Genomic DNA, 24,472 nt, shown 5'->3' with positions numbered 1-24,472 from the left:
ATGCCTCGCCTCGCGCCAGTTCTTCGGAGTCAGACCTCTCACCACGCCGCGACGACCGTCTCAGAGCGCACGGCGACGCCGTACTCGGCCTCGGCGATGCGGATCCACTTCTCAAGCGCGGGCTCGGCCCCGGGCTGGGCCACCACCCGTGGCGGAGGGGCGAAGCGCAGCGGCGGTGACGAGGCCGAGGCTCCGGCGAAACCGGATGCGGCTGCGGGGAGCTCGACGTCCGAGTCGATCGCCTCATCGGCGAACAGATCGACGATGGGAGCCACCGCAGCGTCGTCCGACCCCTCGCTCGTCAGCTGAGCTTCTATCGCCTCTGCCTGCAGGGTCGCCGACGCTGCGGCATTCTCGATCAACTCGAACAGCACCTGTCCATCGCCCAGCGTCATCGCCAGCCGGAACGCGAGCTCTCGTGCGGGCGCCGCGACCTGAAGGCTCCAGCGCTCGCGGATCGCTCCGGGCCCGAAGTCACCGCGCAACGCCTCGGTCGCCAGCAGTACGGGGATCGCCATGTCGAGCCCCGCGCGCAGCCGCGCCATGCGCTTGCCCGGCAGCGGGGTGAAGCTCGCCCACTCCGCCTGCATCTCCGCCCGACGAAGGTCGACGCGGCAGCGTTCGTACGCGGAGCGCGTCAGTTCGCGGGCCGCGAGATACGCATCCTCGGCCCGAACGAACTTGCCGCGCTTCGACTCCGCATCACCGAGGTGACTGTACGCCTCGAACCGATCGTGCACCGCGCCATCGGTTCCGAGCGCAGTGATGAGCGTGCGCAGAACCTTCGCCGCCAGCGCCGGATTCCCGGTCTGCAGATAGGCCGCCGCGACACCCATGCGACTGGCGGTCTCGCGTGTGACGAGTCCGGCATCGTGGGCGAGCGCGGTCGCCTGCCGGAACAGCTCACCGGCATCGTCGTACCGCCCCTGCTGCATCGCGGCTCTCGCGCGGTTCTCCAGGGTGATCTGCCGGGTGACGGCGTCGCTGTCCTCGCCCTGCACCTCGTGTGCGAGCTCGATGTACTCGTTCGCGGCGACCAGGTCGCCGGTGCGCTGCGAGACGGCCGCAAGGGTGAGGTAAGCGTGCGAGGCGAGGCGCGGATCCACACGAACGGCGAGATCCAGTGCGCGCCGAGCCTCGGACGCTGCCTCCTCCAATCGACCGACGAACAGCAGCAGCGAGGACCGGAGATGGTGGGACTGGAAGCGCATGAGGTCTCCCTGGACGACGTCATGCGCGTCGAGCGTCGCCAGCGCCTCGTCGATCTGGGCGAGCGCCTCGGGCAGATGGTCGCTCTGAGCGAGGATCTGTGTGCGCGAGACCATGGCGTTCACGAGCACGGTGCGTGTGCCGTGTTCATCACCGATCTGTTCCATGAGCGCGGTGCCGACAGCCATCGACTCATCCACCAGGCGCAGCGCCTCGTCGAGTTCGGCACGGTGGTCGTAGACCCCGGAGAGATTGAGCAGCGCCCGTGAACGCAGATCCCGAGCATCGATCTCGTCGCTGCCCTCCGTGCGTGCAACCGCCTCACCCAGCTTCTGCGCAGCTTCGTCGAGCAGGCCCCGACTGAGCAGATTCGCGCCGTCGTTGTTGAGATCGCGCACCGGGATCCATGGCTCGCTGGTCGGCACCCGCCCCCGGATGGCGCGCGGATCGTCGCGGTCGGTCATTCCGCCGCCGCCCGCTCCGCGAGGCTCGACTGCGGATCATCCAGCCGTGCGACGGCGTGCTCGCGCACCGCATCGCGGTCGTCTTCGGCCTCGGGCGGGCCCGGCACCGGCGCAAGGATCGGGTCGCGCACCCAGAGCGTGCGGTCATCGAGAGGCAGGAGGGCGACGGATGCGGCGACCTGGGCGTGGCCGGTGAACAGGTTGCCGTCGCCGTGCAGCGGGACATCGATATCGAGCGATTCCGGGCCGAAGCGGGCCCAGAGGTCGGCCGACGAACCAGGGACGGCGGCGACCGATATGTGCAGGTGCGGGACGCCATCGACGTGTCGCAGCGACCACTGCGCGTCGCTGTCCGCCGCGACGGTCCGGGCGGGGACGTCGGCCCAGCGCACCGGAGACGTGCCGTGGCTGATCTCGATGCCGTCGTCCGGCTGCGTGCGCGCACCGGCGGCGAGCGCCCAGCCCTCGGGCTGGGAGATCACGGCGGGATCCAGCACGACGCCATGGTCGTCGGCGAGGGACGTGAGGGCGTCCGCGAGGGACGCGGCGTCGGCTCGCAATCGCGGCGGCACCATGGCGAGGGCGGATGGAGCCCCCGCCGCTTCGTGCAGTGCGCGTTCGACGGCATCCTCATCATCGAGCAGGTGCTCCACAGCATGGGCGGCGAGCACCGTCTCGGCAGCGAGGATCGCACCGTTCAACGCCGGGGTGTAGATCCCCGCCGGCCACCAGTGGCGTGCCCAGCTCAGAGCCGCCAGACGATGCGCGGCATCGACGAGCTCGGCGTCCTGCGGCAGGGGCAGCGAAGCGTCGACGGCGGCGCGGACAGCGGCGGCGATGTCGACGCCGTAGATCTCGGCGAGCCACGCCAGAGCCTGCACGGGGCCGTGGATCTCCGCATCCGGAAAACGCTCGTCAGAGGCGGCATCCCATGAGAGAAGCGCCCCGCGCGCTTCGACCAACGCAGTGCGGATGGCTGCGCGCTCGACGGCCGGTGCCGAGTGCGAGATGAGCGCCGAGCCGTCGGAGATGCGGATCCAGATGCTCATGCGACGCCCTCCACATCACGGCCGATCGCGAGTTTCAGCCGCTGTCGCTGATCCATCACGACAGAGCGGAGCACGCCGTCGAGGGTGTCCCACAGCTCGGCGCCCGTCGTCTGCTGGTCGCGCAGTTCGCGTCCGTGCAGGCGCACCCACAGCCTGCGCAGATAGCCCTGACGAACGGTGCGGATGTCATCGCGCACAGCTTCAGGGACCCCGCTCAACTCACCGGGCAGACGCAGCGCACGGCGCACGTAGGCCTCGCGCTCCCACCGCCCGCTGAGAAGCCGATGGGCGTTCGTCGGATGCAGCAGCTCGGTGGGCTCCAGCGCGTGACTGGCCTCCACCCCCAGCAGCATGACGACGCGGCTCTGCTCGTTCGCGAGTTCCCATGCGCTCGCCGTGCGTGCGATCTCGTCCTCCACGACCTCGTCCGCTCCGATGGCCGTGTCGAGCGGAGCGCCGCCCGAGAGCGCGGCGAACAGACGCTCGAACACCGATCGATCGAACGGACGGGGCAGCGCGCGCTTGGACGCCGTTGCACCGAGCGCCGGAGCCGCCGGGCGCTCGAGTTCAGTGAGGCCGAGCCGGCGCGCGACGTCGGCGGATTCCAGTTGCGCCGCCGCCGCACTGCCGGCGCGTGCGTCCATCAGCTCATCGAGCTCGGGAGTGCGCGCACCGCCGCAGTCGTCGAGCACAGCGGTGAGCATCTCTCGCGCGTCCGGTCCAGGCGCGTGCCGCTGGCGCGTCCTCCACGCCTCTTCGAGCGCGCCCTCGAGACGTCCGACCTCGTCGGCATCCTGCAGCAGCGCGCGGATGCGACTCATGAGAGCGTCGCCGCCGGCGTGCGCGATCTCCGACACGATCTCGGACGCGGTCTCGTCGGCGGTAGCGGGCGCGGGACGGCCCTGGGTGCGCGCCAGCTCGAAGCACCGTTGGAAGTACTTCTCCTGCGGGTTGCCCTCGGTGATGCGCAGAACGCGCCTGGCCCTCTTCAGCACGAGGAACCACTCCGCCGTCGCCAGAAGATCGTCGCCGGCGGATGCGATGCGCGCGGCCAGCTCGGTCGCGGCATCCGGCGCGAGAGAGAATCCCGCGAGCTGCGGATTCTGCACGGGGCGGATGATCAGCGGCTCGAGGATGAGCTTCACCGTGCGTGCGAGCGGACGTCCGGAGCCGTTGCTGAGTGGTGCGACCCCGTCGCCGAGGGCGAGCCACGCCTCCGAGATCACCAGGGCGCGCGGGCGCGGCGCACCCGGTTCAGCGGGTGCTGCATTCGCTGGAGTGAGCTTCGTGGACGGGCTCATATGCGTCAACCTTAGCCAGGCGCGGCGACGCCGGCACAACCCGTGATCGGGAGCGGAGCCGTCGTGCGATCCTGACAGTGAAAGGAGGAGCAGCCCATGGACATCACGGTGCAATCGCTTCCGGATCGCTCGTCGAAGAAGCATCGATGGATCTTCGCCCTGATCATCCTGTCACCGTTCATCGTCGTCGGTGCGATCCTCATCGCTGTCCTCGTCTCGACCCCCTCGTCACGGGACGTCGAGGTCACCGCGACATCCGCCGTCATCGCGATGGGCGAAGAAGAGGTCGCGGTCGTCACGTACCTGGACACGTCGCGGCCCGGGTTCTTCGAGCCGGCGTTCCAGATGCGGGCCGCGGCCATCCGCCTGAGCGACGGTGAGCAGCTGTGGGACACGCATCTCAACGACGATCTCGCCGGCGACGCGGTCGTGCTCGCCGGTGACGCCGACTGGGTCTACGTCGGCACGGATCATGGGCTCGTCATCCTCGATTCCTCATCCGGAGAAGTGCACGCCGAAGGCGCGGACGTCGACGGACTCGGGTCAGGCGCCGTCTTCGAGGCGAGTGCGTACGGTTACGACGAAGGTGCGGACGTCGTGACGGTGCTGAGCGGCACGGGCGAGATCCTGCAGATCCCGGTCGGGCGGACGCAGGCGGAGCAGGCGGACCTGATGACCGTGCGCGCCTGGCGGGACGTGCTGAGCACGTCATCGCACTTCGACGACAGCGCCCTGACGCAGACCGTCGACGTCGCAGAGGGATCTGACGGAACGGTCTACGCGATCGAATCCATTTCGGAAGCGGTGCAGCGGAGCATCCTGGAGATCACGCCGCCGGGAGGACCGCCGTCGAGGTCCACGGAGTTCGTGGACGCCGCGATCCTCCCCGGCGACCTCTCGGAGGTACCGGTACCCGCCGGCATCGAGCAGGGCTTCCTGCTCGTGCAGCATCGGGAATCGATCAACGCCGAGCAGATACTGCTGAGCGCAGTGGATGCCGTGACCGGCGAGATCGTCTCATCCAGCGAGATGCCCTATGAAGCGGTTCGTGCGATCACCGGCGGCGGTTCGACCGCGGTCATCTCCACCCCGCCGGGAGCCTGGTACGCGAACCAGCTCCTCATCCTCGGCGAAGACGGTGCCTTCACGGCCGTGCCCATCGGCGAGATGCCGTGGTGGATGACGATCCTCTGACGCCGCCGGCGCCCAGGCGTCGAGCCCCACGGCGTCTCACATCGGCACCTCCTGCATCCGCCCGTCCTCGACGATCTCGAGCGTCAGATCCAGGTCGAGCCGATCCAGGAACACGTCGTCGTGACTGACGATCAGTACAGTGCCGCCGTACGCGCGCAGCGCCTCGACGAGCTGGTCGACGGTGTCGAGGTCGAGGTTGTTCGTCGGCTCGTCCAGCACCACGAGGTGCGGTGCCGGGTCGGCGAGCAGGACCTTCGCGAGCGCGACGCGGAAGCGCTCGCCGCCCGACAGCGTGCCGACGGGCCTGTCCGTCGTGTCACCGCGGATGAGGAACCGCGCGAGCCTGTTGCGCAACTCCTTCTCCGGGATCGTGGGCGCGGCCGCCGCGACGTTTTCGAGCACCGAGCGCGCATCGTCGAGCCCGTCGATGCGCTGCGGCAGGTAGCCGATGCGATCGGTGTGGGCGGGCGCGGCGGGCGAGCCGTCCGCGATGCCGTCGACCAGCCGCTCCAGCAGCGTCGTCTTGCCGACGCCGTTGCGACCGATCAGCGCCACCCGCTCCGGTCCCTGGATGATCCAGGACCGTTCGCCGTCGCCGAGGGTGGCGATGCGCCGTGCGCTCGACACTTCCGGATCCGGCAGCTCGATCTTCATCGAGGCGTCACCGCGCACCCGCCGCCCGGCCTCATCGAGCGCGGCCCTCGCCTCGCTCTCCTTCTCGGCGACCTCGGTGCGCAGTCGTCCGGCCGACACCTGAGCGGCCATCTTCCTGCCGTTCGCGATGATCTTCGGGACGCGCTTCTCGACGAACGCCTTGTTCGCCATGCGGGCCCTGCCCGCCAGCTTGGTCTCGGCCTCGATGCGCTGGCGCTTCTCCTTCTTGAGCGACTGCTTCGCATCGCGTTCGGCCTGGCGTGCGGCATCCTGCTCGCCGTCCAGCCACGCACGCCATTCGGAGTACGGGCCGCCGAACGTGCTGAGCGCGTGCGCATAGAGCTCAGCCGTGTCGTCCATCAACTCGAGCAGCGACACGTCATGACTGACGACCACGAGCGTCCCCTTCCACGAGCGCACCATGTCGCCCAGACGAGCCCTGGCGTCGCGGTCGAGATTGTTGGTCGGCTCGTCGAGCAGCGTGATCGGCGCGCGCCGCAGACGGATGCCGGAGATCGCGACGAGTACGGCCTCCCCGCCGGAGAGCTCACCGACGCGGCGATCGAGGAACGACGGATCGAGCCCGGCCTCGGCCAGCGACGCCTCGGCTCGGGCCTCGATGTCCCAGTCGTCGCCGACCGCGTCGAACTGCGCAGGGTCGACGTCGCCCGCGGAGATGGCGCGCACGGCATCCAGCGGTTCCGCGACGCCGAGCAGTTCGGCGACGCGGCGATCGACGTCGAGCGTCAGTCTCTGGGGAAGGTAGGCGACGTCGCCGGTGGTGTGGATCGCGCCCGCCGTCGGAGGCAGCTCTCCGGCGATCAGGCGCAGCAGCGTCGACTTGCCTGAGCCGTTGCGGCCGACGAGGCCGGTGCGGCCCGTGCCGAACGAGCCGGTGACGCCGTCGAGGGCCGCATGGCCATCCGGCCAGGTGAAAGCGAGGCGGTCGAGGGTGACCGATGCGTGGGTGTTCTGCAATGACATGGGGTGTCTCCCGGGATGTGCGGATGCACCGACACGGGTCGCTGGTCCCTGAGCCCGTCGAAGGGTGTCGCCGAGAGAGGCGGAGATGAACCGGAGGAAGGATCCGTGTCAGCGCGCGGAAAGAAGAGCGCGGAGGCGACGGATCAGATCAATGAACTTCCAAACACGGCGGACAGGACGTGACGACGATACCCGGGCGTGTCGCTCCATGCAACCCCCGGGCGTGTCGCGGTCGTCATCCGTTCATCGATCGGTCTTCTCGGCGTCATCGTGGCGGGCTAGCGTTGCTCGCATGAACACGCATCGTCGCGCCCGAGCCGCAGCTCTCGCCGCATTACTGGTCGTCGGGGCCGCCGTCTCGACCGCAGCGCCGGCCGTCGCCGCGCCTCCGCACGAAGCAGGCGACCGATCGGATCTGCGCTTCGCCACCTTCAACGCCTCCCTCAACCGCGGCACCGAGGGCGCGCTCGTCGCGGACCTCTCCGCCCCCGGCAACCCGCAGGCCGACGTCATCGCCGAGATCATCCAGCGCGCGAACCCCGACGTGCTGCTGATCAACGAGTTCGACTACGACGCGGCAGGCGAGGCGTTGCGACTGTTCCAGGAGAACTATCTGTCGGTGGCGCACGGCGACGCCGAGCCCGTCGAGTACGCCTACCGCTACTCCGCACCCGTCAACACCGGTGTGCCGAGCGGTTTCGACTTGAACAACGACGGCGCGATCTCCGGCGGCGACGATGCCTGGGGCTTCGGCCTGTTCCCCGGGCAGTACGGCATGGCCGTGTACTCGAAGCATCCGATCGGCCAGGACGCCGTCCGCACGTTCCAGAACCTCCTCTGGGCGGACATGCCGGGCGCGCTCCTGCCCGACGACTCCGCGACCGCGGAACCCGCGGACTTCTACTCGCCGGAGGAGCTCGCGCAGTTCCCGCTCTCGAGCAAGTCGCACTGGGACGTGCCGATCCAGGTGTCGAAGAACAAGACCGTGCACTTCCTCGTGTCGCACCCGACCCCGCCCACCTTCGACGGCGCGGAGGACCGCAACGGCCGCCGCAATCACGACGAGATCCGCCTCTGGGCCGACTACGTCGCCGGGGGCCGCGCCGGGTCGTACATCACCGACGATCAGGGGCGCAGCGGAGGCCTCGGACGAGGCGAGCTGTTCGTGATCGCCGGAGACCAGAACGCCGACCCCAACGACGGGGACTCCACCGGTGGCGCCATCCAGCAGCTGCTCGAGAGCCCCCGTGTCAACACGGCATCCGTGCCGGAGAGCGAAGGGGCCGCTGAGGCGGCCGACCTGCAGGGCGGCATCAACCTCGAGCACGTGGGCGACCCGGCGCAGGACACCGCCGACTTCGCCGAGCCGCCGGGGAACATCCGCGTCGACTACGTGCTGCCGAGCCGTCAGATCCGCGTCATCGACTCCGGCGTGTTCTGGCCGGCGTCGGACGACCCGCTCTCGCGCCTGACCGGCGTCTATCCGTTCCCCTCCAGCGACCACCGGCTCGTCTGGGCGGACGTCGACGTCCCCGGCGGCGGCAAGAAGCACTGAGGCGCGGGCAGGGCGCGGAATCCGTCTCACGGGGGATGCCGCGAGGTTCGGCACTGGCTAGCGTGGAGCCATGCCTGACGAGCGGATGAGTGGCCACGAAGCGCGTCAGCGGATGACCTGGGGCGCGGGGATCGCGATCGGCATGGGAGTCGGCGTGGCCTTGGGCGCTGCACTGGATGACATGGGCCGCGGCATCACGCTCGGCATCGCCATCGGAGTCGCGTTCGCGGTGGTGATGGCAATGGTCGGACGCCGTGCGGATGCTGCGCGCGAGCACGCCGTGGACGACGGAGCGCAACCGGACGTCGAAGGCGATGCGCCCGACGAGGAACCAGGTTCAGCCCGCTGAGGCGTCGCGCCACTTCTCGAGGAAGATGCGCACATCCGCCAGCTCGTCCTCGGAGATGCTGTGCGTCAGCCCGGGGTAGACACGACCGGTGAGTTCGGAATGCTCGGGGAGCCACTGCGACGTGTGGGCGATGAGGGCGCCGGGGATGACGTCGTCGTGCGTACCGCGACCCCAGAAGACCTTGGGGCGCCGTTCGCGCAGCGCCTCGTCATCGGGCAGATCTCCCGGCGACGCGTAACCGCTGAGGGCGACCACGGCATCGAAGCGGGCGGCGTCGAGGCGCAGCGCCTGCAGCGCCACGGCGGCACCCTGCGAGAACCCGAGCAGCGCCACCGACGGCGCGTCGCCTGCCGCGTCATCGAGCCAGCGCAGGAACGCGTGCGCCGCGGTGGTCACGCCGTCCGGGCTGCGGCCGTCCAGACCGTCGATCGCGTACCACGACCTGCCCGGCATGGGCCAGGGCGGAGCCAGGGGCGCGGCGACGGACGCGACGGCGATGCCATCCGGCAGGAAGGGTGCGAGGCCGAACAGGTCGTGCTCGTCAGCGCCGTACCCGTGCAGCAGCACGACCAGCGGCAGCCCTGCGCGCTCGCCGGGTGACCATCTGGTGGCGTCGACGTCGATCCGGAGTTCATCGCTCACACGTCCATCCTGCCAGCAGGCGAAGACACTGATAGAAATGAGGCATGTCGGTGCGCACACCTGATCCTGACCCCGAGGGGGGCGACGACGACCTCTCCCGGTTCAGCGAGCTGCCCGCAGACGCGAACAACCCGGCGTGGCTGAGCGAGTTCGAACTCGCCGAAGCGCGCCGTCGCCTGCCGATGCTGTACGTCGAGGCGATCCCCGTGCGCGCCGACGGTTCCGGGCTGGTGACCGAGCTCGGCATCCTGCTGCGTTCCACACCCCTCGGCGAGATGACGCGGACGATCGTCTCCGGCCGAGTGCGCTACGGCGAGACCGTGCGCGACGCATTGTTCCGCCACATCGAGAACGATCTCGGACCCATGGCCTTCCCGCTGCTGCCGTTGCAGCCGTTGCCGTTCACAGTGGCCGAGTACTTCCCGCTGCCCGGCGTCAGCGCGTATCACGACGACCGGCAGCACGCGGTGTCGCTCGCCTTCGTGGTCCCCGTCACCGGCACCTGCGAACCCCGCCAGGACGCGTTGGAGATCACCTGGTTCACACCGGAGGACGCGGCATCCGACGCGGTGTCCGCCGAGATGGAGGGCGGCCGCGGCACCCTCGTGAGGATGGCGCTGGCGAGTCTCGGACTGCTGCGCTGATCTCGTCGAGCGGCGGATCGACTGGTTCCATTTGATCCAATTTCCTATAGGATCGAGAGTGTGGGTGCGTACGCGCCCCCTTTCGCCTAGAGGAGACCGCAATGACGCGCTTGTTCAACGATCCGGATGACTTCGCCTCCGAGTCAGCGGCGGGCTTCGCCGCGGCGTCAGCTCGCTGGGTGCGTCCGGTCACGGGCGGAGTCGTGCGTTCGACGCGAGGCGCAGAGCCGACCGTCTCGGTCGTGATCGGCGGCGGGAGCGGCCACTACCCGGCCTTCGCTGGACTGGTGGGCCCCGGGCTCGCACACGGCGCCGCCATGGGCAACCTCTTCGCGTCTCCGTCCGCCCACCAGGTGCACAGCGTCGCCACGGCGGCGCACGAGGGTCGCGGCGTCCTGCTGAGCTACGGGAACTACGCCGGTGACGTGCTGCACTTCACCCAGGCGCAGGAGCGCATGCGTGCGGCGGGGATCGACTGCCGCACGGTCGTGGTGACCGATGACATCTCCAGTGCACCGGCGACCGAGATCGACAAGCGCCGCGGTATCGCCGGCGACCTCGTCGTCTTCAAGATCGCGGGTGCCGCCGCAGAGTCCGGTCTCGATCTCGACGAGGTCGAGAGGTTGGCTGCGCTGTCCAATGCACGCACCAGGACGCTCGGCGTGGCCTTCGGCGGCTGCACGCTCCCCGGTGCCGACGAGCCGCTGTTCACCGTTCCCGAAGGCCGGATGGCCGTCGGTCTCGGCATCCACGGGGAGCCGGGCATCGACGAGGTCGACGTGCCGACGGCGGCCGGTCTGGCTGAGCTGTTCGTGTCGTCGCTCCTGGCCGAGATCCCGGATGGCATCGCCCAGGAGGGCGCGCGCGTCGTGCCGATCCTCAACGGCCTCGGCAGCGTCAAGTACGAAGAGCTCTACGTCGTGTACGCCGAGGTGGACCGCCTGCTCACAGAGGCAGGAGTCGTCGTCGTGTCACCCGAGGTGGGGGAGTTCTGCACGAGCTTCGACATGGCTGGCGCCTCCCTCACGCTGCTGTGGCTCGATGACGAGCTTGAGCCGCTCTGGCACGCATCGTGCGACACCGCGGCCTTCCGGCGCGGCGCTGTCGAAGGACGCGTGACCGTCGACGCGGTCGAGGTCGTCGAGGAGGAGGTCGTGATCGGGCCTGCGAGCGATGGCTCTCGCCGTGCGGCCGCGACGATCGATCGCGCGCTGACGGCGATCGCGACCATGCTGGATGCCGAAGCCGATGAACTCGGCCGGATCGACCGCATCGCCGGAGACGGCGATCACGGGATAGGGATGCAGCGCGGAAGCCGTGCGGCCGCTGCCGCGGCATCCGCCGTCGTGGCCGAAGGCGCCGGTGCCCGCACCGCACTGCAGCACGCCGGCGACGCGTGGGCTGACAAGGGCGGCGGAACCTCCGGCGCCATCTGGGGCGAGATGCTCGTCGCGCTCGGCGCCACGCTGGGTGACGACGCCGACGTCGACCCCGTGCGCGCGGCCGCCGGCGTCACGGCCATGAAGGACGCCGTGATGTCATTCGGTAAGGCCAAGGTCGGCGACAAGACCATGATCGACGCGATCGTCCCGTTCGCCGATCGTCTCGATGAGCTCGTCGGCTCCGGCACCGAGCTCATCGCCGCCTGGTCCGACGCCGCCGCGGCCGCTGACCGAGCCGCCAAGGACACCGCAGACCTCACCGCCAAGCTCGGACGTGCCCGCTCGCACGGCGACAAGAGTCTCGGTACCCCCGATCCCGGCGCGGTCTCGTTCGCGCTCATCGCACACACGGTTCTCGACATCCTGAAGGGGAATGACTGACATGGCACTTCGACTGGTGATCGGCTCGGACGACGCGGGCTTCGACTACAAGGAACGCATCAAGGCGGATCTGCTCGCCAACCCCCTCGTCGAATCCGTCGTGGACGTCGGCGTCGATGCGGACGGGCACACGAACTATCCGCGGATCGCGACGAACGCGGCGGAGAAGGTCGCAGCCGGCGACGCCGACCGCGCGATCCTGATCTGCGGCACCGGCCTCGGCGTCGCGATCGCCGCGAACAAGGTCACGGGCATCCGCGCTGTCACGGCGCACGACTCGTTCAGCGTCGAGCGCTCAGTGCTCTCCAATGACGCGCAGGTGCTCTGCATGGGTCAGCGGGTCATCGGTGTCGAGCTGGCCAGGCGCCTCGCCGGCGAGTGGCTCACGTACACCTTCGACCCGAGCAGCGCCTCGGCCGAGAAGGTGCAGGAGATCTGCGCCTACGAAGGCGCCTGAGAATCGACGCGTCCATGCTCATCGGCGTGAGCCTGAAGATGTACTTCACGCACGCACGCACCGTCGAGTGGGTCACCGCGGTAGCCGAGATCATGCGTTCGCATCCGGCCGCACCCTCGGTCACCGCGTTCGTGATGCCGCAGCACCCCTCGATCCCCGCGGCGCTCGCCGTCGCCGGTCCGCTCGAGGTCGGTGCGCAGGATCTCGCGGCGGCGGACGCGGGTGCCTTCACCGGCGAAGTGTCGGGAGCGGTGCTCGCGGAGCTGGGCTGCCGCTTCGTCGAGGTGGGGCACGCCGAGCGCCGGCGCCTGTTCGGCGAGACGGACGAGGCCGTGGCCGACAAGGTGCACGCCGCGTTGCGCAACGCACTGACTCCGGTGCTGTGCGTCGGCGAATCGGAGGGGATCGACCAGGCGGCCGCCGCCGAGGTCTGCATCGAGCAGATCCGATCCGGCCTCAGCGCCGCGGAAGCCGCGGGCGCCATCGGGCCGATCATCGTCGCCTACGAGCCGCTGTGGGCGATCGGTGCAGCGGAGCCCGCGTCGTCCGCGCACATCAGGGGCGTGTGCTCGCGGTTGCGCGAGCATCTGCGCAGCGGTCCGGACGGCGCCAGGGTGATCTACGGCGGAAGCGCGGGCCCCGGACTGCTCGCGACCATCGCCGACAGCGTCGACGGGGTGTTCCTCGGGAGGTTCGCGCACGATCCGACGGCCATCCGTGACATTCTCGATGAAGTCGCACTGTTGAGCGCCTGAGAAGCCGACGGCGAGGGAGAAGCACACATGACGATCGAATTCGAGGGCCGCCTGTCGGGCCTGGACGCGACGATCGAGCGCCGTGGCCTGCGCGATCACGTATACGACCGCATCCTGCAACTGTTGCTGAGCGGCGACGCTTCGCCCGGTGCGCGGCTGTCGATCGACACGATCGCCCGTCAACTCGATGTCTCACCGACACCCGTGCGCGAGGCGATGGTGCTGCTGGAGCGCACGGGCCTCGTCACCCGCGAGGCTCTCAAGGGGTACCGTGTCGCCCCGCCGCTCGACGCAGGCCAGCTCGCCGAACTCTTCGAGGCGCGCATCATGCTCGAGTCGACTGCTGCTCGGCTCGCCACGCCGGCCGCACCGCTGATGCTCGAGGAGCTGCGCGCAGCGGAGGAGGCGCATCGCGCCGCGGGGGAGCGCGTGATCACCTCGATGCGCTCGGGTGCTCCGGCCGTCGAGCTCACCACTGCCTACTTCACCGCGGATGCCGATTTCCATCGTGTCGTCTTCCAGCACTGCGGCAACAGCTATCTCGACGCCATGTCCGAGTCGCTCGGCGCGCAGCTGCACCGCATGCGGCAGTCGGTGCTGCACGGCGTCACGGATGTGCGAGAGGCGATCGCGGAGCACGAGGCCATCGTGGACGCGTTCGCGAGCGGTGACCACGATGCGCCTGAGCGTCAGATGCGCCGGCACATCGAGCAGGTGCGATCGCGTTCGCTCGATCTCGAACGCGGCTGATCCCGCCGGCGGGCCACGCTCATGGCGGCGCCGGATTCGCATGCCTTGACGCGTGGCCTATTTCCTATAGGATCTAGGAAGCTTAGATCTTCTTTCGGAATGAACACGTCAATGGAGTCGTCATGACCGCAACGCCGCACCCTCTCAACAGCGACAACTGGCCGATCGCGGTCTGCATGCACGGGTTTTCTCCCGTCACCGCCGACGGCACACGTCTGCACGATGCACCGGCTGAGGTCTGGGACGGCGTCTTCCGCCGCGTGGCCGGACTCGGCTTCACTGCGATCGAGATCGCGGACAGCCACATCCGCCCGTCCGACCTCACCCCGGAGCGGCGCGACGAGCTCAAGTCGATCGCTGCATCTCACGCTGTGCAGCTCGTCTCGGTGCACGTGCAGCGCCAGAGCGTGATCGAGCCGGGCAAGGGCGAGCAGAACCTCGCGTATGCGCACCAGGCCATCGACGCCGCCGCCGAGCTCGGCATGCAGGTGTTCTCTACTGGTCTGCACCAGCCGTTCAGCGCCGCGCAGCGCAAGGCGCTGTGGTTCTGGACCGCGCAGGGCCCTGTCGACCCCGACGACGCGGAGACCCGCGCGCTCGCCGTGAAGCGACTGCGCGAGCTCGGTGAGCACGCGGCATCCGTCGGGCTGCCCATGGCGCTGGAGATGTACGAGGACACCTACCTCGGCACCGCGGACAGCGCGGTCCGGCTGATCGAGGAGATCGGTCTGGACAACGTCGGCCTCAACCCCGACATCGGCAACCTCGTGCGCCTGCACCGTCCGATCGAGGACTGGCGCGAGATGCACGAGAAGACCCTCCCCTACGCGAACTACTGGCACGTCAAGAACTACATCCGCGATGAGGCCGGCGACGGCAGCTGGCAGACCGCCGTGCCCACCAGCATGGAACTCGGCCTGATCAACTACCGCGACATGGTGGCGCGCGCCGTGGAACTCGGCTTCACGGGACCGTTCCTCATGGAGCAGTACGGCGGCGACAGCCTCGGCGTCTGCGCTACCAACCGCGACTACCTGCGCACGCTTCTGCCAGAGCCCGCTCGCGCCTGAGTCGCACCCGCTACTCGACGCATCCGAAATTCGATCCAGGAGAAGACCATGACCGATCAGGAACGCCCCGTCTACGCCGTCATCGGCAGCGGATACATGGGCGGCGGCATCGCCCAGTGCCTCGCGATGTCCGGCGCCGATGTGCGCATCGCGGACGTCGACATCGAGATCGCGACGCAGAACCGCGCCCGCCTCATCGCCGAGGCCGAACAGTTCGTCGCCGACGATCTGTTCCCCGCTGGCGCCGCCGAGATCATCGCGGAGCGCGTGACGGCCGCCACGATCGAGGATGCCGTCGCCGGCGCCTCGTTCATCGAGGAGGCCGTGCCGGAGAAGATCGAGATCAAGCACGCGACACTGCGGCGCATCTCGGAGGCGGCGGCACCGGATGCGATCATCGGCAGCAACACCTCGACCATCCTGATCGGCAAGCTCGCCGAAGCGGTCGTGAACCCCGAGCGCTTCCTCGGTGTGCACTTCTCCAACCCCGCACCGTTCATCCCGGGTGTGGAGCTGATCCCGCACGCCGCGACCGATGAGGCGATCCTCCCAGTGGTCGAGGCGATCGTGGCGGCGACAGGCAAGGAGACGGCGCGGGTCAAGGACGCCACAGGCTTCGTGCTGAACCGTCTGCAGTACGCGCTCTTCCACGAGGCGACCCAGTTGGTCGAGGAGGGCGTCGCGACCGCGGAGGACATCGACACGATCGTGCGCACGACGTTCGGTTTCCGCCTGCCGGTGTTCGGCCCGTTCGCGATCGCCGACATGGCAGGACTCGACGTCTACTCGTTCTGCTACGCCTCGCTGCAGACCGAGTTCCCCGAGCGCTTCGCCACGCCGAAGGTGCTCTCCGACCTCGTCTCGGCGGGGAAGCTCGGCACCAAGTCCGGGGCCGGATTCCTCGACGTCCCGGCGGAGCGGACGCCGGAGCTCATCGCGTACCGCAACAAGGCGTACGTCGCGATCAAGAAGCTCATGGACGAGCTCGGCCCCGCGCCCATCCACCCCTCGAACTGAGAGCACCATCGATGTCCACGACATTCCCCGCTGAACGAACCGTCATCCTGACCGGCGCCGCGAGCCCCCGAGGGATCGGCCGCGCCACGGCGTTCCACCTCGCCGAGCTCGGCTGGAGCATCGGGATCATCGACGTCGACGCCGCGGCGGCGGCGCAGACGGCCGCCGAGGTCGCCGAGGCGCACGGCGTGCGCGCGGTGGGCGTCGGCGCGAACGTCGCCGATCGCGAGCAGGCGGTCGCAGCCGTCGATGCTCTCGAGGCGCAGCTTCCGCAGATCGTGGCCGTGGTGAACTTCGCCGGTGTGTCATCGCCCGTGCCGTACCTCGAGGTCACCCCTGAGGAATGGCACCGCGTGGAGTCGATCAATCTCGACGGCGTGCACTGGATCACCCAGCGCGTCGCCCGCACCCTCGCCGAGAACGGCCTCGGCCGCATCGTCGGCATCTCATCCGTGTCCGCGCAGCGCGGTGGCGGCACGTTCTCCAAGACGCCCTACTCGGCGTCGAAGGCCGGCGTCATCGGCCTCATGCGCTCGATCGCCCGCGAGCTCGGCCCGCTCGGCGTGACAGCCAACGTCATCTCGCCCGGTCCGATCGACACCGACATCATGGGCGGCACCCTCACGGAGGAGCGCAAGACGGCGATGGCGGCAGACGGTGTGCTGCCGCGCATCGGCACACCGACGGACATCGCCGCAGCGGTGGCCTTCCTGATCAGCGAGAACGCCGGCTTCGTGACGGGTCAGACCCTGAACGTCGACGGCGGTCTCTACATGCACTGAAGGGTTTCATCATGACTCGACCATGGTCCAAGAGCCGTATCGCCTTCCTGGTGCTCGGAGTGATCTGCGTGGCCGCCGGCTTCTTCATGATCATCCCCGCACTGGGCAGCTGACGCCGTACAACCGAACCCCGCTCAAAGGAGAGTTCTTCGTGTCCGAATCCACTCCCGGCGCCACCGCGCCGTCCCTGCTGTCGAGTCCTCATCTCGCCAGCGGCATCAAGAAGGCGACCTTCCGCCTGATGCCGATGCTCATCATCCTGTACTTCGTCGCCTTCCTCGACCGCACGAACGTCGGCTTCGCCGAAGCGGCGCTGGAGACCGACCGGGGGATCTCCGCCGGTGCGTACGCACTCGGCGCCGGTATCTTCTTCATCGGCTATGCGCTCTTCGAGATCCCCTCGAACCTGTTGCTGAACAGGTTCGGCGCCCGGTTCTGGCTCGCCCGCATCGCCATCACGTGGGGCATCGTCGCGGCGGCGTTCGCGTTCGTCAACGGCGAGACGATGTTCATCATCCTGCGCTTCCTGCTGGGTGTGACCGAGGCCGGGCTCTTCCCCGGCGTGATCATGTTCCTCTCGCAGTGGTTCCCCAACAAGCGGCGCGTGCAGATGTTCGCCCTGTTCTACCTCGCGCAGCCCTTCTCGCAGATGCTTGGCGCTCCGCTCTCCGGCGGACTGATCAGCTTCGGCGAGCAGGTCACGCCATGGGCCGGATGGCAGGTGATGTTCTTCGTGGAGGGCATGCTGGCCGTGGTGGCAGGAATCGCGGCGTTCTTCTTCCTGGTCGACTCGCCGCAGAAGGCGAAGTTCCTCACCGACGACGAGAAGCACGCGCTGCGGGTCGTGATGGAGCACGAGGACGCCGTCAAGGAGACCGACGGCCCGCGTGGCATCGGTGCCGCGATGGTGAACTGGAAGGTCTGGTACTTCACCATCATCTACTTCTGCCTGCAGATCGCCGTCTACGGCACGACGTTCTACCTGCCGCAGCAGGTGTCGGGCCTGATCGGGCAGGATGTCGGCTGGCAGGTGGGCCTCGTCTCCGCCATCCCGTGGGCGGTGGGCCTGTTCGCCTGCTACTACGCAGGCAAGCATGCCGACACGATCAAGCGCCGCCGGGAATGGGGAGCCTGGTTCTTCGTCATCACGGGCGTCGCGATCCTCGTCTCGGCGTGGGCGGGTGCGAACGGTCAGGGACTGATCGGTCTGCTCGCGATCACGATCGCCGTGTCCGCGTTCCTCGCCGCAGGACCCATCACGTGGTCGTTCCCGACCTCGTTCCTCACCGGTGCGGCCGCGGCGACCGGAATCGGCCTGATCAACTCGCTGGGCAACCTCGGCGGCTTCGTGGCGCCCATCATGCGCACGGGCTTCAACGAGGCCGTTCCCACCGAGAGCGGTGCATGGGGCGTGGTCTCGCTCGGCGTGTTCGCGTTCCTCGCCGCCGCCATGATGTGGGCGACGCGCTTCTTCAGCGCGAAGGCGGACGCCCTGCTCGACGACAAGGCGTCGACACCGGGACACTGACCTCCGACAATCCGTACCGACGCCCCCTCCTGTTCGCCGACGCCCTCTCGGGCAGACGCCGACAGTAGGGGGCGTCGGCGTTCAGAGGGGGCCTCGGCGAGGAGGATCGGGTCACAAAGCGGTGAGGCGTCCGAGCTCCGCGATGAACGCGTCCACATCCGCTTCCTGCGTGTCGAAGCTGCACATCCAGCGCACCTCGTTGCGCGCGGCATCCCAGTCGTAGAAGCGGAACGACTCGCGCAGCCGGTCGGCGACGCCGTCGGGCAGCGTCGCGAACACGCCGTTCGACTGGGTCGGCTGCGTGAACCCGACACCCCGGATGGAGCCGTTCGCGAGACCTGCCTCGATGCCCGCGCGCAGTCGCGCCGCCATCGCGTTCGAGTGCCGAGCGTTACGCAGCCAGAGGTCGCCCTCGAGCAGCGCGATGAGCTGCGCGGAGACGAAACGCATCTTGGACGACAGCTGCATGTTGTACTTGCGGCCGAAGATCAGCCCGGTCGATGCCTCCGGGTTGAGCACCACGATCGCCTCGCCGAGCATCGCGCCGTTCTTGGTGCCGCCGAAGCTCAGCACGTCGACGCCGGCGTCGCGGGTGAATGCGCGCAGCGGAGCGTCGAGTGCGGCAGCGGCGTTGGAGATGCGCGCGCCGTCCATGTGCAGGTGCATGCCGTGGCCGTGCGCGTGGTCCGCGAGCGCGCGGATCTCGTCGGCCGTGTAGAGGGTTCCGAGTTCGGTGGACTGGGTGATCGAGACGACCAGCGGCTGCGCGCGGTGCTCATCGCCCCATCCCCATGCCTCGCGGTCGACGAGCTCAGGGGTGAGCTTGCCGTCGTCCGTCGGCACCGTGAGCAGCTTCATGCCGCCGATCCGCTCGGGAGCCCCGCCTTCATCGACATGGATGTGGGCGGTGGATGCCGCGATCACGGCGCCCCAGCGCGGAAGCATCGACTGCAGCCCGACCACGTTCGCCCCTGTGCCGTTGAAGACAGGGAAGGCCTCCACGCCGTCGCCGAGGTGGCCGCGGAAGACCTCCTGCAGGCGCTCGCTGTACTCGTCCTCGCCGTAGGCGATCTGATGGCCGTCGTTCGCCGCGGCGATCGCCGCGAGGACCTCGGGGTGGATGCCGGAGTAGTTGTCCGACGCGAATCCCCGGATCGCGGGGTCATGCAGTGTGCTCACCGCACCAGCCTATGTCGGATGTCGGCGGTGGCGAATACGCTGTGTCCCATGAAGCGCACCGCCGCAGGAACGGCTTTCGCGAACGTCCTCATCAACACGCTCATCGCCAACGTGACGACGAGCTTCCTCTGGTTCGCCCTGACCTTCTGGGTGTACATCGAGACGCAGTCCGTGCTGGCCACCGGCATCATCGGCGGCGCGTACATGCTGTTCGTGGCCTTCTTCGCGATGGTGTTCGGCACGATCGTCGACCGTCACCGCAAGCACTCGGTCATGCTGCTGTCCAGTGTCGTCTCCGCGGTCGCATTCGCGATCGCCGGCGGACTGTACCTCTCCTTCCCCGAGAGCGACCTGTTGAATCTGGGCGGACCCTGGTTCTGGCTCTTCTCCGGCATCATCCTCTTCGGCGGCGTGATCGAGCAGCTGCGCAACATCGCGCTCTCCACGACCGTGACGCTCCTTGTCGAGGAGGACAAGCGGGCGAACGCGAACGGCCTCGTCGGCACGGTGCAGGGCATCGCCTTCATGGTCACGAGCGTGTTCTCGGGGCTCTCGATCGGGTTCCTCGGCATGGGCGGCACCCTCGTGATCGCGATCGTGGCGATGGGCGTCAGCTTCGTGCATCTGCTGTTCGTCCGCATCCCGGAGGGCACTCCCGAACCCGATCCCGATTCTCCGAGCGCTCTCGATTTCCGCGGCAGCGTGAAGGCGATCCGCCTCGCACCCGGACTGTTCGCCCTCATCATCTTCTCGACGTTCAACAACCTCATCGGCGGCGTGTACATGGCGCTGATGGACCCGTACGGCCTGACGCTGTTCTCGGTCGAGATGTGGGGCATCGTGCTGGGCGTCACGTCCACCGGGTTCCTCATCGGCGGGGCGCTCATCGCGAAGTTCGGCCTGGGGAAGCGGCCGATGCGCACGCTGCTGCTCGCGGTCATCGTGATGGGGCTGCTCGGCGCGGTGTTCATGATCAGGGAGTGGTGGCCCTTGTACGCGGCCGGAATCTGGCTCTACATGATGCTGATACCGCTGGTCGAGGCGTCGGAGCAGACCATCATCCAGAAGGTCGTGCCCTTCCAGCGTCAGGGGCGCGTGTTCGGCGTCGCGGCGGCCATGGAGGCCGCGGCCGCCCCTGTCACGGCGTTCCTCATCGCGCCGATCGCCGAGTTCGCGATCATCCCGTACATGGATTCGAAAGCCGGGCAGCAGCAGTGGGGCTGGCTGCTGGGCGAGGGCGAGGCGCGCGGCATCGCGCTGGTCTGCCTGTTCGCGGGCCTCATCATGGTCGTCGCGGCGCTGCTGGCATTCCTCACCCGCTCGTACCGCAAGCTCACCGAGCTCTACGCGCACGCGCCGGCTCAGCCGGTCGGCGGGGCAGAAAGCGATGCCGCGGCGGGGGAGGGCGGTGCGACTGCCGACGCCGTGCCGCCCGTGCGCGGCATACCGCCGACCCTTCCGGAACCGCCTCGGTGACCGCAGGTCAGCGCGCGAATCGTTCCTGCGCGTCCGGGCTCACGGGCGTGAAGAAGTTGATCAGATTTCCGTCGGGGTCGCGGAAGAGCAGCGCGCGGTTGCCCCACGGCATCGTCACCGGGCCGTTGACGAAAGTGCCGACCTTGTCGGCCAGCGCCGTGGCGGTCGCGTCGACATCGTCCACGAGGAAGTCGAGAGTCACGGATCGGTTCGCGCCGGCCTCTGCCGCGTCGTCGCCGAGCAGCGGCACGGTGGCCGAGCTCGCGATGGCGAGCGTGCCCGCGTCGGTTCGCAGCTCGGCGAAGAGCGGATGAAGGCGCACGGCGCTCAGACCGGTGATGCTCTCGTAGAAAGCGACGAGACGGTCGACGTCGTCGGTGATGATGCGGGTGGCTGCGAACTGCATGAGAGGTTCCCTTCGGTCGGTGAGCTCCGGAGTCCCGGGCATCAATGAAAGTACTTCCAATACCGGGCGGTCATTGCCCGGTATCGCGCGAGGATGGAGACATGACCGGGTCCACGTCGCGCGTGCTGCGTCTGCTCGAACTGCTGCAGTCCGCCGAGACGCGCACCGTCTCCGAGCTCGCTGAGCGGCTCGAGGTGAACGAGCGGACGGTGCGCCGCTACGTCCAGCAGCTGATCGACTTGGATATCCCCGTGGACTCGCTGCGCGGCAGGTACGGCGGGTACCGCATCGCTGCGGGCTTCCGGGTACCGCCGCTCATGCTCGACGATGACGAGGCCGTGGCTGTCGTGCGCGCTCTCATCCAGGCGCGGTCCTCGGCGGAGGGCGCGACGGCCTCATCGCAGACGGCCCTCGCGAAGATCCGGCGTTCGCTCCCCGCGGCGACGTCCCGTCGGCTCGATGCCCTGCTGGCGAGCAGCGTCGAGGCGACGTCCGAGGCAGCGGAGGCGCCGGACGCCGGGATCCTGCTCACCGTGGCCGAGGCGGTGAAAGAGCACGCACCGCTCGATCTGCGCTATCGGAACGCGGAGGATGCTCCTTCGCGGCGCACCGCGCATCCCTTCGACCTGATCGCCCGCTCCGGGCGGTGGTATCTGGTCGCACTCGATGTCGAGCTGGCGGAAGAGCGCACCTTCCGCATCGATCGCATCCGAACCGCGCGCAGGTTGCCTGGCACGTTCACCGTTCCTTCCCGGTCACCGGACGCGGTGGCACGTCTGGTCGACGGCTTCGCTCAGGCGGAACGACGCTGGCGGGTCGTATTGCGAATGGATGCGGAGCGGGCGCGAATCCGCGCGCATCTGCCGGAATCGGTGGCGACGCTGCAGCCGCTGGACGACGGTCAGGGGTTCCGTGTGGAGATCAACGCGGAACGACTCGACTGGGTCCCCGGAGTGATTGCGGCGATCGATGCCGACACGATCATCGAACAGCCCGAAGAGCTTCGCGCGCAGGTGCGCCGCCTCGCAGAGCGCCTGCTGCGCGATCTCTAGGCGAGTTCGATCGTCTGGTCGTTGAGGTCTGCGGCATCCGCGGCCCAGAATCCCACGACCGCTCTCGAGAGGGATTCGGCGTCGAGCACCTTCGCCCGGAGGATGACGGATGCCGCGCGCAGAGTCTCCCCGGCATCCCGAGCGGCCTTCGCGTATCCGTGCGCCACGGCGCGCGCCCACGCCTCCGCCGCCGCCTTCACTGCAGCGTAGTTCGCCCCGCCCGCGAGGGGGCGCGCGACGGCGGTGGACGACACGATTGCGAAGCGTCCGGCATCAGACGCCTGCAACGACCGGTCGAAGGCGCGGCTCGTCGCGCGTGCGGCCTGCAACGCGGGCAGCAGCGCGTCGAAATCCTCGTCGGACTGGCCCGCGAGACCGCCGCCGCCGCGCCACCCTCCGACCAGGGGGATGACGCCATCGACCTGGCCGAGCTGGGCGGCCAGATCCGTCATGTCCGCGAGCGAGGTCGCGTCCGCCACGACGGACTCAGCCCCGGCATCCGCCAGTGGCGCGAGCCGCTCGATGGAACGCCCGGTCGCGACCACCCGCGCACCCGCCTCGACGAGAGCCCGCGCCACGTTCAGTCCCGCCGCACTGGTCGCGCCGGCGAGCACCACTGTCCGCCCCGCCGCGCTCAAAGCCTGTTCCCCGTGCACGCCGTGGCTACGCATCCGACGCCCTGATCCCCGCCGTCGACTCGATCACCGGCCGCATCTTCTTCTCCAGCGCCTCGAAGAACATCGACAGGGGGAACTCGTCGTCCAGCACCTGGTCGGTGTACCCCTTGGGTGCTCCGGCGAGCACCTCGTCGGACAGCCCGCGCGCCCACACGGATGCCGGATGCGGGGTCAGCACCGAGCGCACCAGGTCGTATGCGGCGAGCCAGTGCGCCGACTTCGGTCGATCGATCGAACGCCAGTACAGCTCGTTGACCGCGTCGCTGAGCGCGATCACGGCATCCGGCACCTCAGCCCAGTCGAACGCGAGCTGCGTGTCGGTCCAGTGCAGCACCCCGCGCTGATGCAGCCACGCGAACAGCAGCTGCCCGCCGAGACCGTCGTAGTTGCGCACGCGCGAGCCCGTGATCGCGAACCGGAAGATCCGGTCGAAGATCACCGCGTACTGCACGAGCCCGGCGTGCTCCAGCGTCTCCCGTTCGGTCGCGGTCAGATCGTCGCGCACGGCGAGCCGCTTCTCGATCGCGACGGACTCGCGGAAAGCGGTCAGATCGCAGCGCAGCTCTTCCAGCGAGTACAGGAAGTACGGCATCCGCTGCTTGATCATGAACGGGTCGAACGGCAGATCGCCGCGCATGTGCGTGCGGTCGTGGATGATGTCCCACATCACGAACGTCTTCTCCGTGAGATCGTGGTCATCCAGCATCCGCGCCGCCGGCTCCGGAAGGTCCAGCTTGGTGATCTCGGATGCCGCACGCACCACCCGCCGATAGCGGGCGGCCTCGCGGTCCTGGAAGATGGCGCCCCAGGTGAACGTGGGGATCTCCCGCATCGCGACGGTCTCAGGGAAGAGCACCGCGGAGTTCGTGTCGTACCCGGGCGTGAAATCGACCAGACGAAGCGAGACGAACAGCTTGTTGCCGTAGTCGCCGGCCTCGAGCTCGGCGATGAACTCGGGCCAGATCGCCTCGACGATCAGCGCCTCGATGAGCCTGTCGGGCGAGCCGTTCTGCGTGTACATCGGGAAGACGACGAGGTGGCGGATGCCGTCGACGCGATGCTGCTGCGGCTGGAAGGCGACCAGCGAATCGAGGAAGTCCGGCACGCCGAATCCCTCGGATGCCCAGCGCTCGAAGTCGAGGACGGATGCTGCGAGGTACTCCGCGTCGTGCGGGAACGCCGGCGCGAGGGCCCGGATCCCGGCGACGATCGCCGCCACGTGCGCGCGGGCGTCTGCATGATGGTCGGCGACGGGGATCGAACCGTCCTTGATCTGCAGTTCGCGCAGCGCGAGCGCGGCGCTCTTCACGCTCAGCCAGGCATCGCTCGTCTCGGCGCGAGTGGCGTCCTCGACGACCTCGGGCTCGCCGATGATGGCAGTGGTGTGAAGAGGAGTGGACATCGGGACCTCCGATCGATGACTCAGCGGAAAATATCCGGCGAAATAGTGAGTAT

At 68.7% G+C, this 24,472-nt stretch carries 23 protein-coding genes; 14 read left to right on the top strand and 9 right to left on the bottom strand.

What is annotated here, in order from left to right; translation table 11 throughout:
• Positions 1 to 38: 38 nt before the first annotated feature.
• Genes ACNPNP_RS03330 through ACNPNP_RS03320 form a run of 3 tightly spaced genes read right to left on the bottom strand, consistent with a single transcriptional unit; the run spans position 39 to position 4,023 of the window.
• Positions 39 to 1,673, bottom strand: a complete 1,635-nt coding sequence (locus tag ACNPNP_RS03330; RefSeq protein WP_448964643.1) for a hypothetical protein — start codon at positions 1,671 to 1,673, stop codon at positions 39 to 41.
• Entirely contained in the window at positions 1,670 to 2,722 is a 1,053-nt protein-coding gene (locus tag ACNPNP_RS03325) for a hypothetical protein (protein WP_448964642.1), read from the bottom strand. The genes ACNPNP_RS03330 and ACNPNP_RS03325 overlap by 4 nt, the downstream gene beginning before the upstream one ends.
• Positions 2,719 to 4,023 (bottom strand): hypothetical protein, encoded by a 1,305-nt coding sequence (locus ACNPNP_RS03320; protein WP_448964641.1) that lies wholly within the window; start codon positions 4,021 to 4,023, stop codon positions 2,719 to 2,721. Before ACNPNP_RS03320 ends, ACNPNP_RS03325 begins: the two co-directional genes overlap by 4 nt.
• 96 nt (positions 4,024 to 4,119) lie before the next feature.
• Here ACNPNP_RS03320 and ACNPNP_RS03315 point away from each other — a divergent pair, with 96 nt between their 5' ends.
• Positions 4,120 to 5,217, top strand: a complete 1,098-nt coding sequence (locus ACNPNP_RS03315) for a PA2928 family protein (protein ID WP_448964640.1) — start codon at positions 4,120 to 4,122, stop codon at positions 5,215 to 5,217.
• A 36-nt stretch (positions 5,218 to 5,253) separates the two neighbouring features.
• Here the strand turns inward: ACNPNP_RS03315 and ACNPNP_RS03310 are convergent, their stop codons facing one another.
• Positions 5,254 to 6,855, bottom strand: a complete 1,602-nt coding sequence (locus ACNPNP_RS03310) for an ABC-F family ATP-binding cassette domain-containing protein (protein ID WP_448964639.1) — start codon at positions 6,853 to 6,855, stop codon at positions 5,254 to 5,256.
• Positions 6,856 to 7,147: 292 nt separating this feature from the next.
• Here ACNPNP_RS03310 and ACNPNP_RS03305 point away from each other — a divergent pair, with 292 nt between their 5' ends.
• Positions 7,148 to 8,410, top strand: coding sequence for an endonuclease/exonuclease/phosphatase family protein (locus ACNPNP_RS03305; protein WP_448964638.1), 1,263 nt, complete (start codon positions 7,148 to 7,150; stop codon positions 8,408 to 8,410).
• A gap of 70 nt (positions 8,411 to 8,480) precedes the next feature.
• Positions 8,481 to 8,759 (top strand): glycine zipper domain-containing protein, encoded by a 279-nt coding sequence (locus ACNPNP_RS03300; RefSeq protein ID WP_448964637.1) that lies wholly within the window; start codon positions 8,481 to 8,483, stop codon positions 8,757 to 8,759.
• On the opposite strand, the gene ACNPNP_RS03295 is transcribed toward ACNPNP_RS03300, so the two are convergent.
• Positions 8,748 to 9,401 carry an alpha/beta hydrolase gene (locus ACNPNP_RS03295; RefSeq protein ID WP_448964636.1) on the bottom strand — a complete coding sequence of 218 codons (654 nt, stop codon included), beginning with the start codon at positions 9,399 to 9,401 and terminating at the stop codon, positions 8,748 to 8,750. The genes ACNPNP_RS03300 and ACNPNP_RS03295 overlap by 12 nt on opposite strands.
• A gap of 44 nt (positions 9,402 to 9,445) precedes the next feature.
• Here ACNPNP_RS03295 and ACNPNP_RS03290 point away from each other — a divergent pair, with 44 nt between their 5' ends.
• From ACNPNP_RS03290 to ACNPNP_RS03250, 9 genes are all read left to right on the top strand, one after another.
• On the top strand, positions 9,446 to 10,045 hold the full coding sequence (locus tag ACNPNP_RS03290; RefSeq protein ID WP_448964635.1) for an NUDIX hydrolase family protein: 600 nt from the start codon (positions 9,446 to 9,448) through the stop codon (positions 10,043 to 10,045).
• A gap of 101 nt (positions 10,046 to 10,146) precedes the next feature.
• Positions 10,147 to 11,868, top strand: coding sequence for a dihydroxyacetone kinase family protein (locus tag ACNPNP_RS03285; RefSeq protein ID WP_448964634.1), 1,722 nt, complete (start codon positions 10,147 to 10,149; stop codon positions 11,866 to 11,868).
• 1 nt (position 11,869) lies between these two features.
• Positions 11,870 to 12,325: a ribose-5-phosphate isomerase gene (locus ACNPNP_RS03280; protein WP_448964633.1), complete on the top strand. Its 456-nt coding sequence runs from the start codon at positions 11,870 to 11,872 to the stop codon at positions 12,323 to 12,325.
• A gap of 26 nt (positions 12,326 to 12,351) precedes the next feature.
• The gene (locus ACNPNP_RS03275) at positions 12,352 to 13,080 is read left to right on the top strand and encodes a triose-phosphate isomerase family protein (RefSeq protein WP_448964632.1); all 729 of its coding nucleotides are present in this window, start codon (positions 12,352 to 12,354) and stop codon (positions 13,078 to 13,080) included.
• Positions 13,081 to 13,107: 27 nt separating this feature from the next.
• Positions 13,108 to 13,830, top strand: coding sequence for a GntR family transcriptional regulator (locus ACNPNP_RS03270; RefSeq protein WP_448964631.1), 723 nt, complete (start codon positions 13,108 to 13,110; stop codon positions 13,828 to 13,830).
• Positions 13,831 to 13,952: 122 nt separating this feature from the next.
• On the top strand, positions 13,953 to 14,900 hold the full coding sequence (locus ACNPNP_RS03265) for a sugar phosphate isomerase/epimerase family protein (protein ID WP_448964630.1): 948 nt from the start codon (positions 13,953 to 13,955) through the stop codon (positions 14,898 to 14,900).
• A gap of 48 nt (positions 14,901 to 14,948) precedes the next feature.
• Positions 14,949 to 15,917, top strand: a complete 969-nt coding sequence (locus tag ACNPNP_RS03260) for a 3-hydroxyacyl-CoA dehydrogenase family protein (RefSeq protein WP_448964629.1) — start codon at positions 14,949 to 14,951, stop codon at positions 15,915 to 15,917.
• A gap of 11 nt (positions 15,918 to 15,928) precedes the next feature.
• Positions 15,929 to 16,699: an SDR family NAD(P)-dependent oxidoreductase gene (locus tag ACNPNP_RS03255; RefSeq protein WP_448964628.1), complete on the top strand. Its 771-nt coding sequence runs from the start codon at positions 15,929 to 15,931 to the stop codon at positions 16,697 to 16,699.
• 151 nt (positions 16,700 to 16,850) lie between these two features.
• The gene (locus tag ACNPNP_RS03250; RefSeq protein WP_448964627.1) at positions 16,851 to 18,227 is read left to right on the top strand and encodes an MFS transporter; all 1,377 of its coding nucleotides are present in this window, start codon (positions 16,851 to 16,853) and stop codon (positions 18,225 to 18,227) included.
• A gap of 111 nt (positions 18,228 to 18,338) precedes the next feature.
• Here the strand turns inward: ACNPNP_RS03250 and ACNPNP_RS03245 are convergent, their stop codons facing one another.
• The gene (locus tag ACNPNP_RS03245; RefSeq protein ID WP_448964626.1) at positions 18,339 to 19,406 is read right to left on the bottom strand and encodes a threonine aldolase family protein; all 1,068 of its coding nucleotides are present in this window, start codon (positions 19,404 to 19,406) and stop codon (positions 18,339 to 18,341) included.
• A gap of 48 nt (positions 19,407 to 19,454) precedes the next feature.
• Between ACNPNP_RS03245 and ACNPNP_RS03240 the strand changes: the two genes are divergently transcribed.
• Entirely contained in the window at positions 19,455 to 20,882 is a 1,428-nt protein-coding gene (locus ACNPNP_RS03240; protein ID WP_448964625.1) for an MFS transporter, read from the top strand.
• A 7-nt stretch (positions 20,883 to 20,889) separates the two neighbouring features.
• On the opposite strand, the gene ACNPNP_RS03235 is transcribed toward ACNPNP_RS03240, so the two are convergent.
• Positions 20,890 to 21,288 carry a VOC family protein gene (locus tag ACNPNP_RS03235; protein WP_448964624.1) on the bottom strand — a complete coding sequence of 133 codons (399 nt, stop codon included), beginning with the start codon at positions 21,286 to 21,288 and terminating at the stop codon, positions 20,890 to 20,892.
• A 101-nt stretch (positions 21,289 to 21,389) separates the two neighbouring features.
• Between ACNPNP_RS03235 and ACNPNP_RS03230 the strand changes: the two genes are divergently transcribed.
• Positions 21,390 to 22,340 (top strand): helix-turn-helix transcriptional regulator, encoded by a 951-nt coding sequence (locus ACNPNP_RS03230; RefSeq protein WP_448964623.1) that lies wholly within the window; start codon positions 21,390 to 21,392, stop codon positions 22,338 to 22,340.
• On the opposite strand, the gene ACNPNP_RS03225 is transcribed toward ACNPNP_RS03230, so the two are convergent.
• Positions 22,337 to 23,011 (bottom strand): SDR family NAD(P)-dependent oxidoreductase, encoded by a 675-nt coding sequence (locus ACNPNP_RS03225; protein ID WP_448964622.1) that lies wholly within the window; start codon positions 23,009 to 23,011, stop codon positions 22,337 to 22,339. The genes ACNPNP_RS03230 and ACNPNP_RS03225 overlap by 4 nt on opposite strands.
• Positions 23,004 to 24,419, bottom strand: a complete 1,416-nt coding sequence (locus tag ACNPNP_RS03220; protein ID WP_448964621.1) for a DUF6421 family protein — start codon at positions 24,417 to 24,419, stop codon at positions 23,004 to 23,006. Before ACNPNP_RS03220 ends, ACNPNP_RS03225 begins: the two co-directional genes overlap by 8 nt.
• Between the last annotated feature and the right edge of the window lie 53 nt (positions 24,420 to 24,472).

This window comes from Microbacterium xerophyticum, from assembly GCF_053543555.1.
The sequence above is the reverse complement of the archived record's forward strand: the minus strand, read 5'-3'. Positions and strand labels throughout refer to the sequence as shown.

Bases quoted from the DNA above. Each gene is read 5' to 3' on its own strand.
- ACNPNP_RS03330 (WP_448964643.1), bottom strand. From the start codon at position 1,673: ATGACCGACCGCGACGATCCGCGCGCCATCCGGGGGCGGGTGCCGACC.
- ACNPNP_RS03325 (WP_448964642.1), bottom strand. From the start codon at position 2,722: ATGAGCATCTGGATCCGCATCTCCGACGGCTCGGCGCTCATCTCGCAC.
- ACNPNP_RS03320 (WP_448964641.1), bottom strand. From the start codon at position 4,023: ATGAGCCCGTCCACGAAGCTCACTCCAGCGAATGCAGCACCCGCTGAA.
- ACNPNP_RS03315 (WP_448964640.1), top strand. From the start codon at position 4,120: ATGGACATCACGGTGCAATCGCTTCCGGATCGCTCGTCGAAGAAGCAT.
- ACNPNP_RS03310 (WP_448964639.1), bottom strand. From the start codon at position 6,855: ATGTCATTGCAGAACACCCACGCATCGGTCACCCTCGACCGCCTCGCT.
- ACNPNP_RS03305 (WP_448964638.1), top strand. From the start codon at position 7,148: ATGAACACGCATCGTCGCGCCCGAGCCGCAGCTCTCGCCGCATTACTG.
- ACNPNP_RS03300 (WP_448964637.1), top strand. From the start codon at position 8,481: ATGCCTGACGAGCGGATGAGTGGCCACGAAGCGCGTCAGCGGATGACC.
- ACNPNP_RS03290 (WP_448964635.1), top strand. From the start codon at position 9,446: ATGTCGGTGCGCACACCTGATCCTGACCCCGAGGGGGGCGACGACGAC.
- ACNPNP_RS03285 (WP_448964634.1), top strand. From the start codon at position 10,147: ATGACGCGCTTGTTCAACGATCCGGATGACTTCGCCTCCGAGTCAGCG.
- ACNPNP_RS03280 (WP_448964633.1), top strand. From the start codon at position 11,870: ATGGCACTTCGACTGGTGATCGGCTCGGACGACGCGGGCTTCGACTAC.
- ACNPNP_RS03270 (WP_448964631.1), top strand. From the start codon at position 13,108: ATGACGATCGAATTCGAGGGCCGCCTGTCGGGCCTGGACGCGACGATC.
- ACNPNP_RS03265 (WP_448964630.1), top strand. From the start codon at position 13,953: ATGACCGCAACGCCGCACCCTCTCAACAGCGACAACTGGCCGATCGCG.
- ACNPNP_RS03260 (WP_448964629.1), top strand. From the start codon at position 14,949: ATGACCGATCAGGAACGCCCCGTCTACGCCGTCATCGGCAGCGGATAC.
- ACNPNP_RS03255 (WP_448964628.1), top strand. From the start codon at position 15,929: ATGTCCACGACATTCCCCGCTGAACGAACCGTCATCCTGACCGGCGCC.
- ACNPNP_RS03240 (WP_448964625.1), top strand. From the start codon at position 19,455: ATGAAGCGCACCGCCGCAGGAACGGCTTTCGCGAACGTCCTCATCAAC.
- ACNPNP_RS03235 (WP_448964624.1), bottom strand. From the start codon at position 21,288: ATGCAGTTCGCAGCCACCCGCATCATCACCGACGACGTCGACCGTCTC.
- ACNPNP_RS03230 (WP_448964623.1), top strand. From the start codon at position 21,390: ATGACCGGGTCCACGTCGCGCGTGCTGCGTCTGCTCGAACTGCTGCAG.
- ACNPNP_RS03225 (WP_448964622.1), bottom strand. From the start codon at position 23,011: ATGCGTAGCCACGGCGTGCACGGGGAACAGGCTTTGAGCGCGGCGGGG.
- ACNPNP_RS03220 (WP_448964621.1), bottom strand. From the start codon at position 24,419: ATGTCCACTCCTCTTCACACCACTGCCATCATCGGCGAGCCCGAGGTC.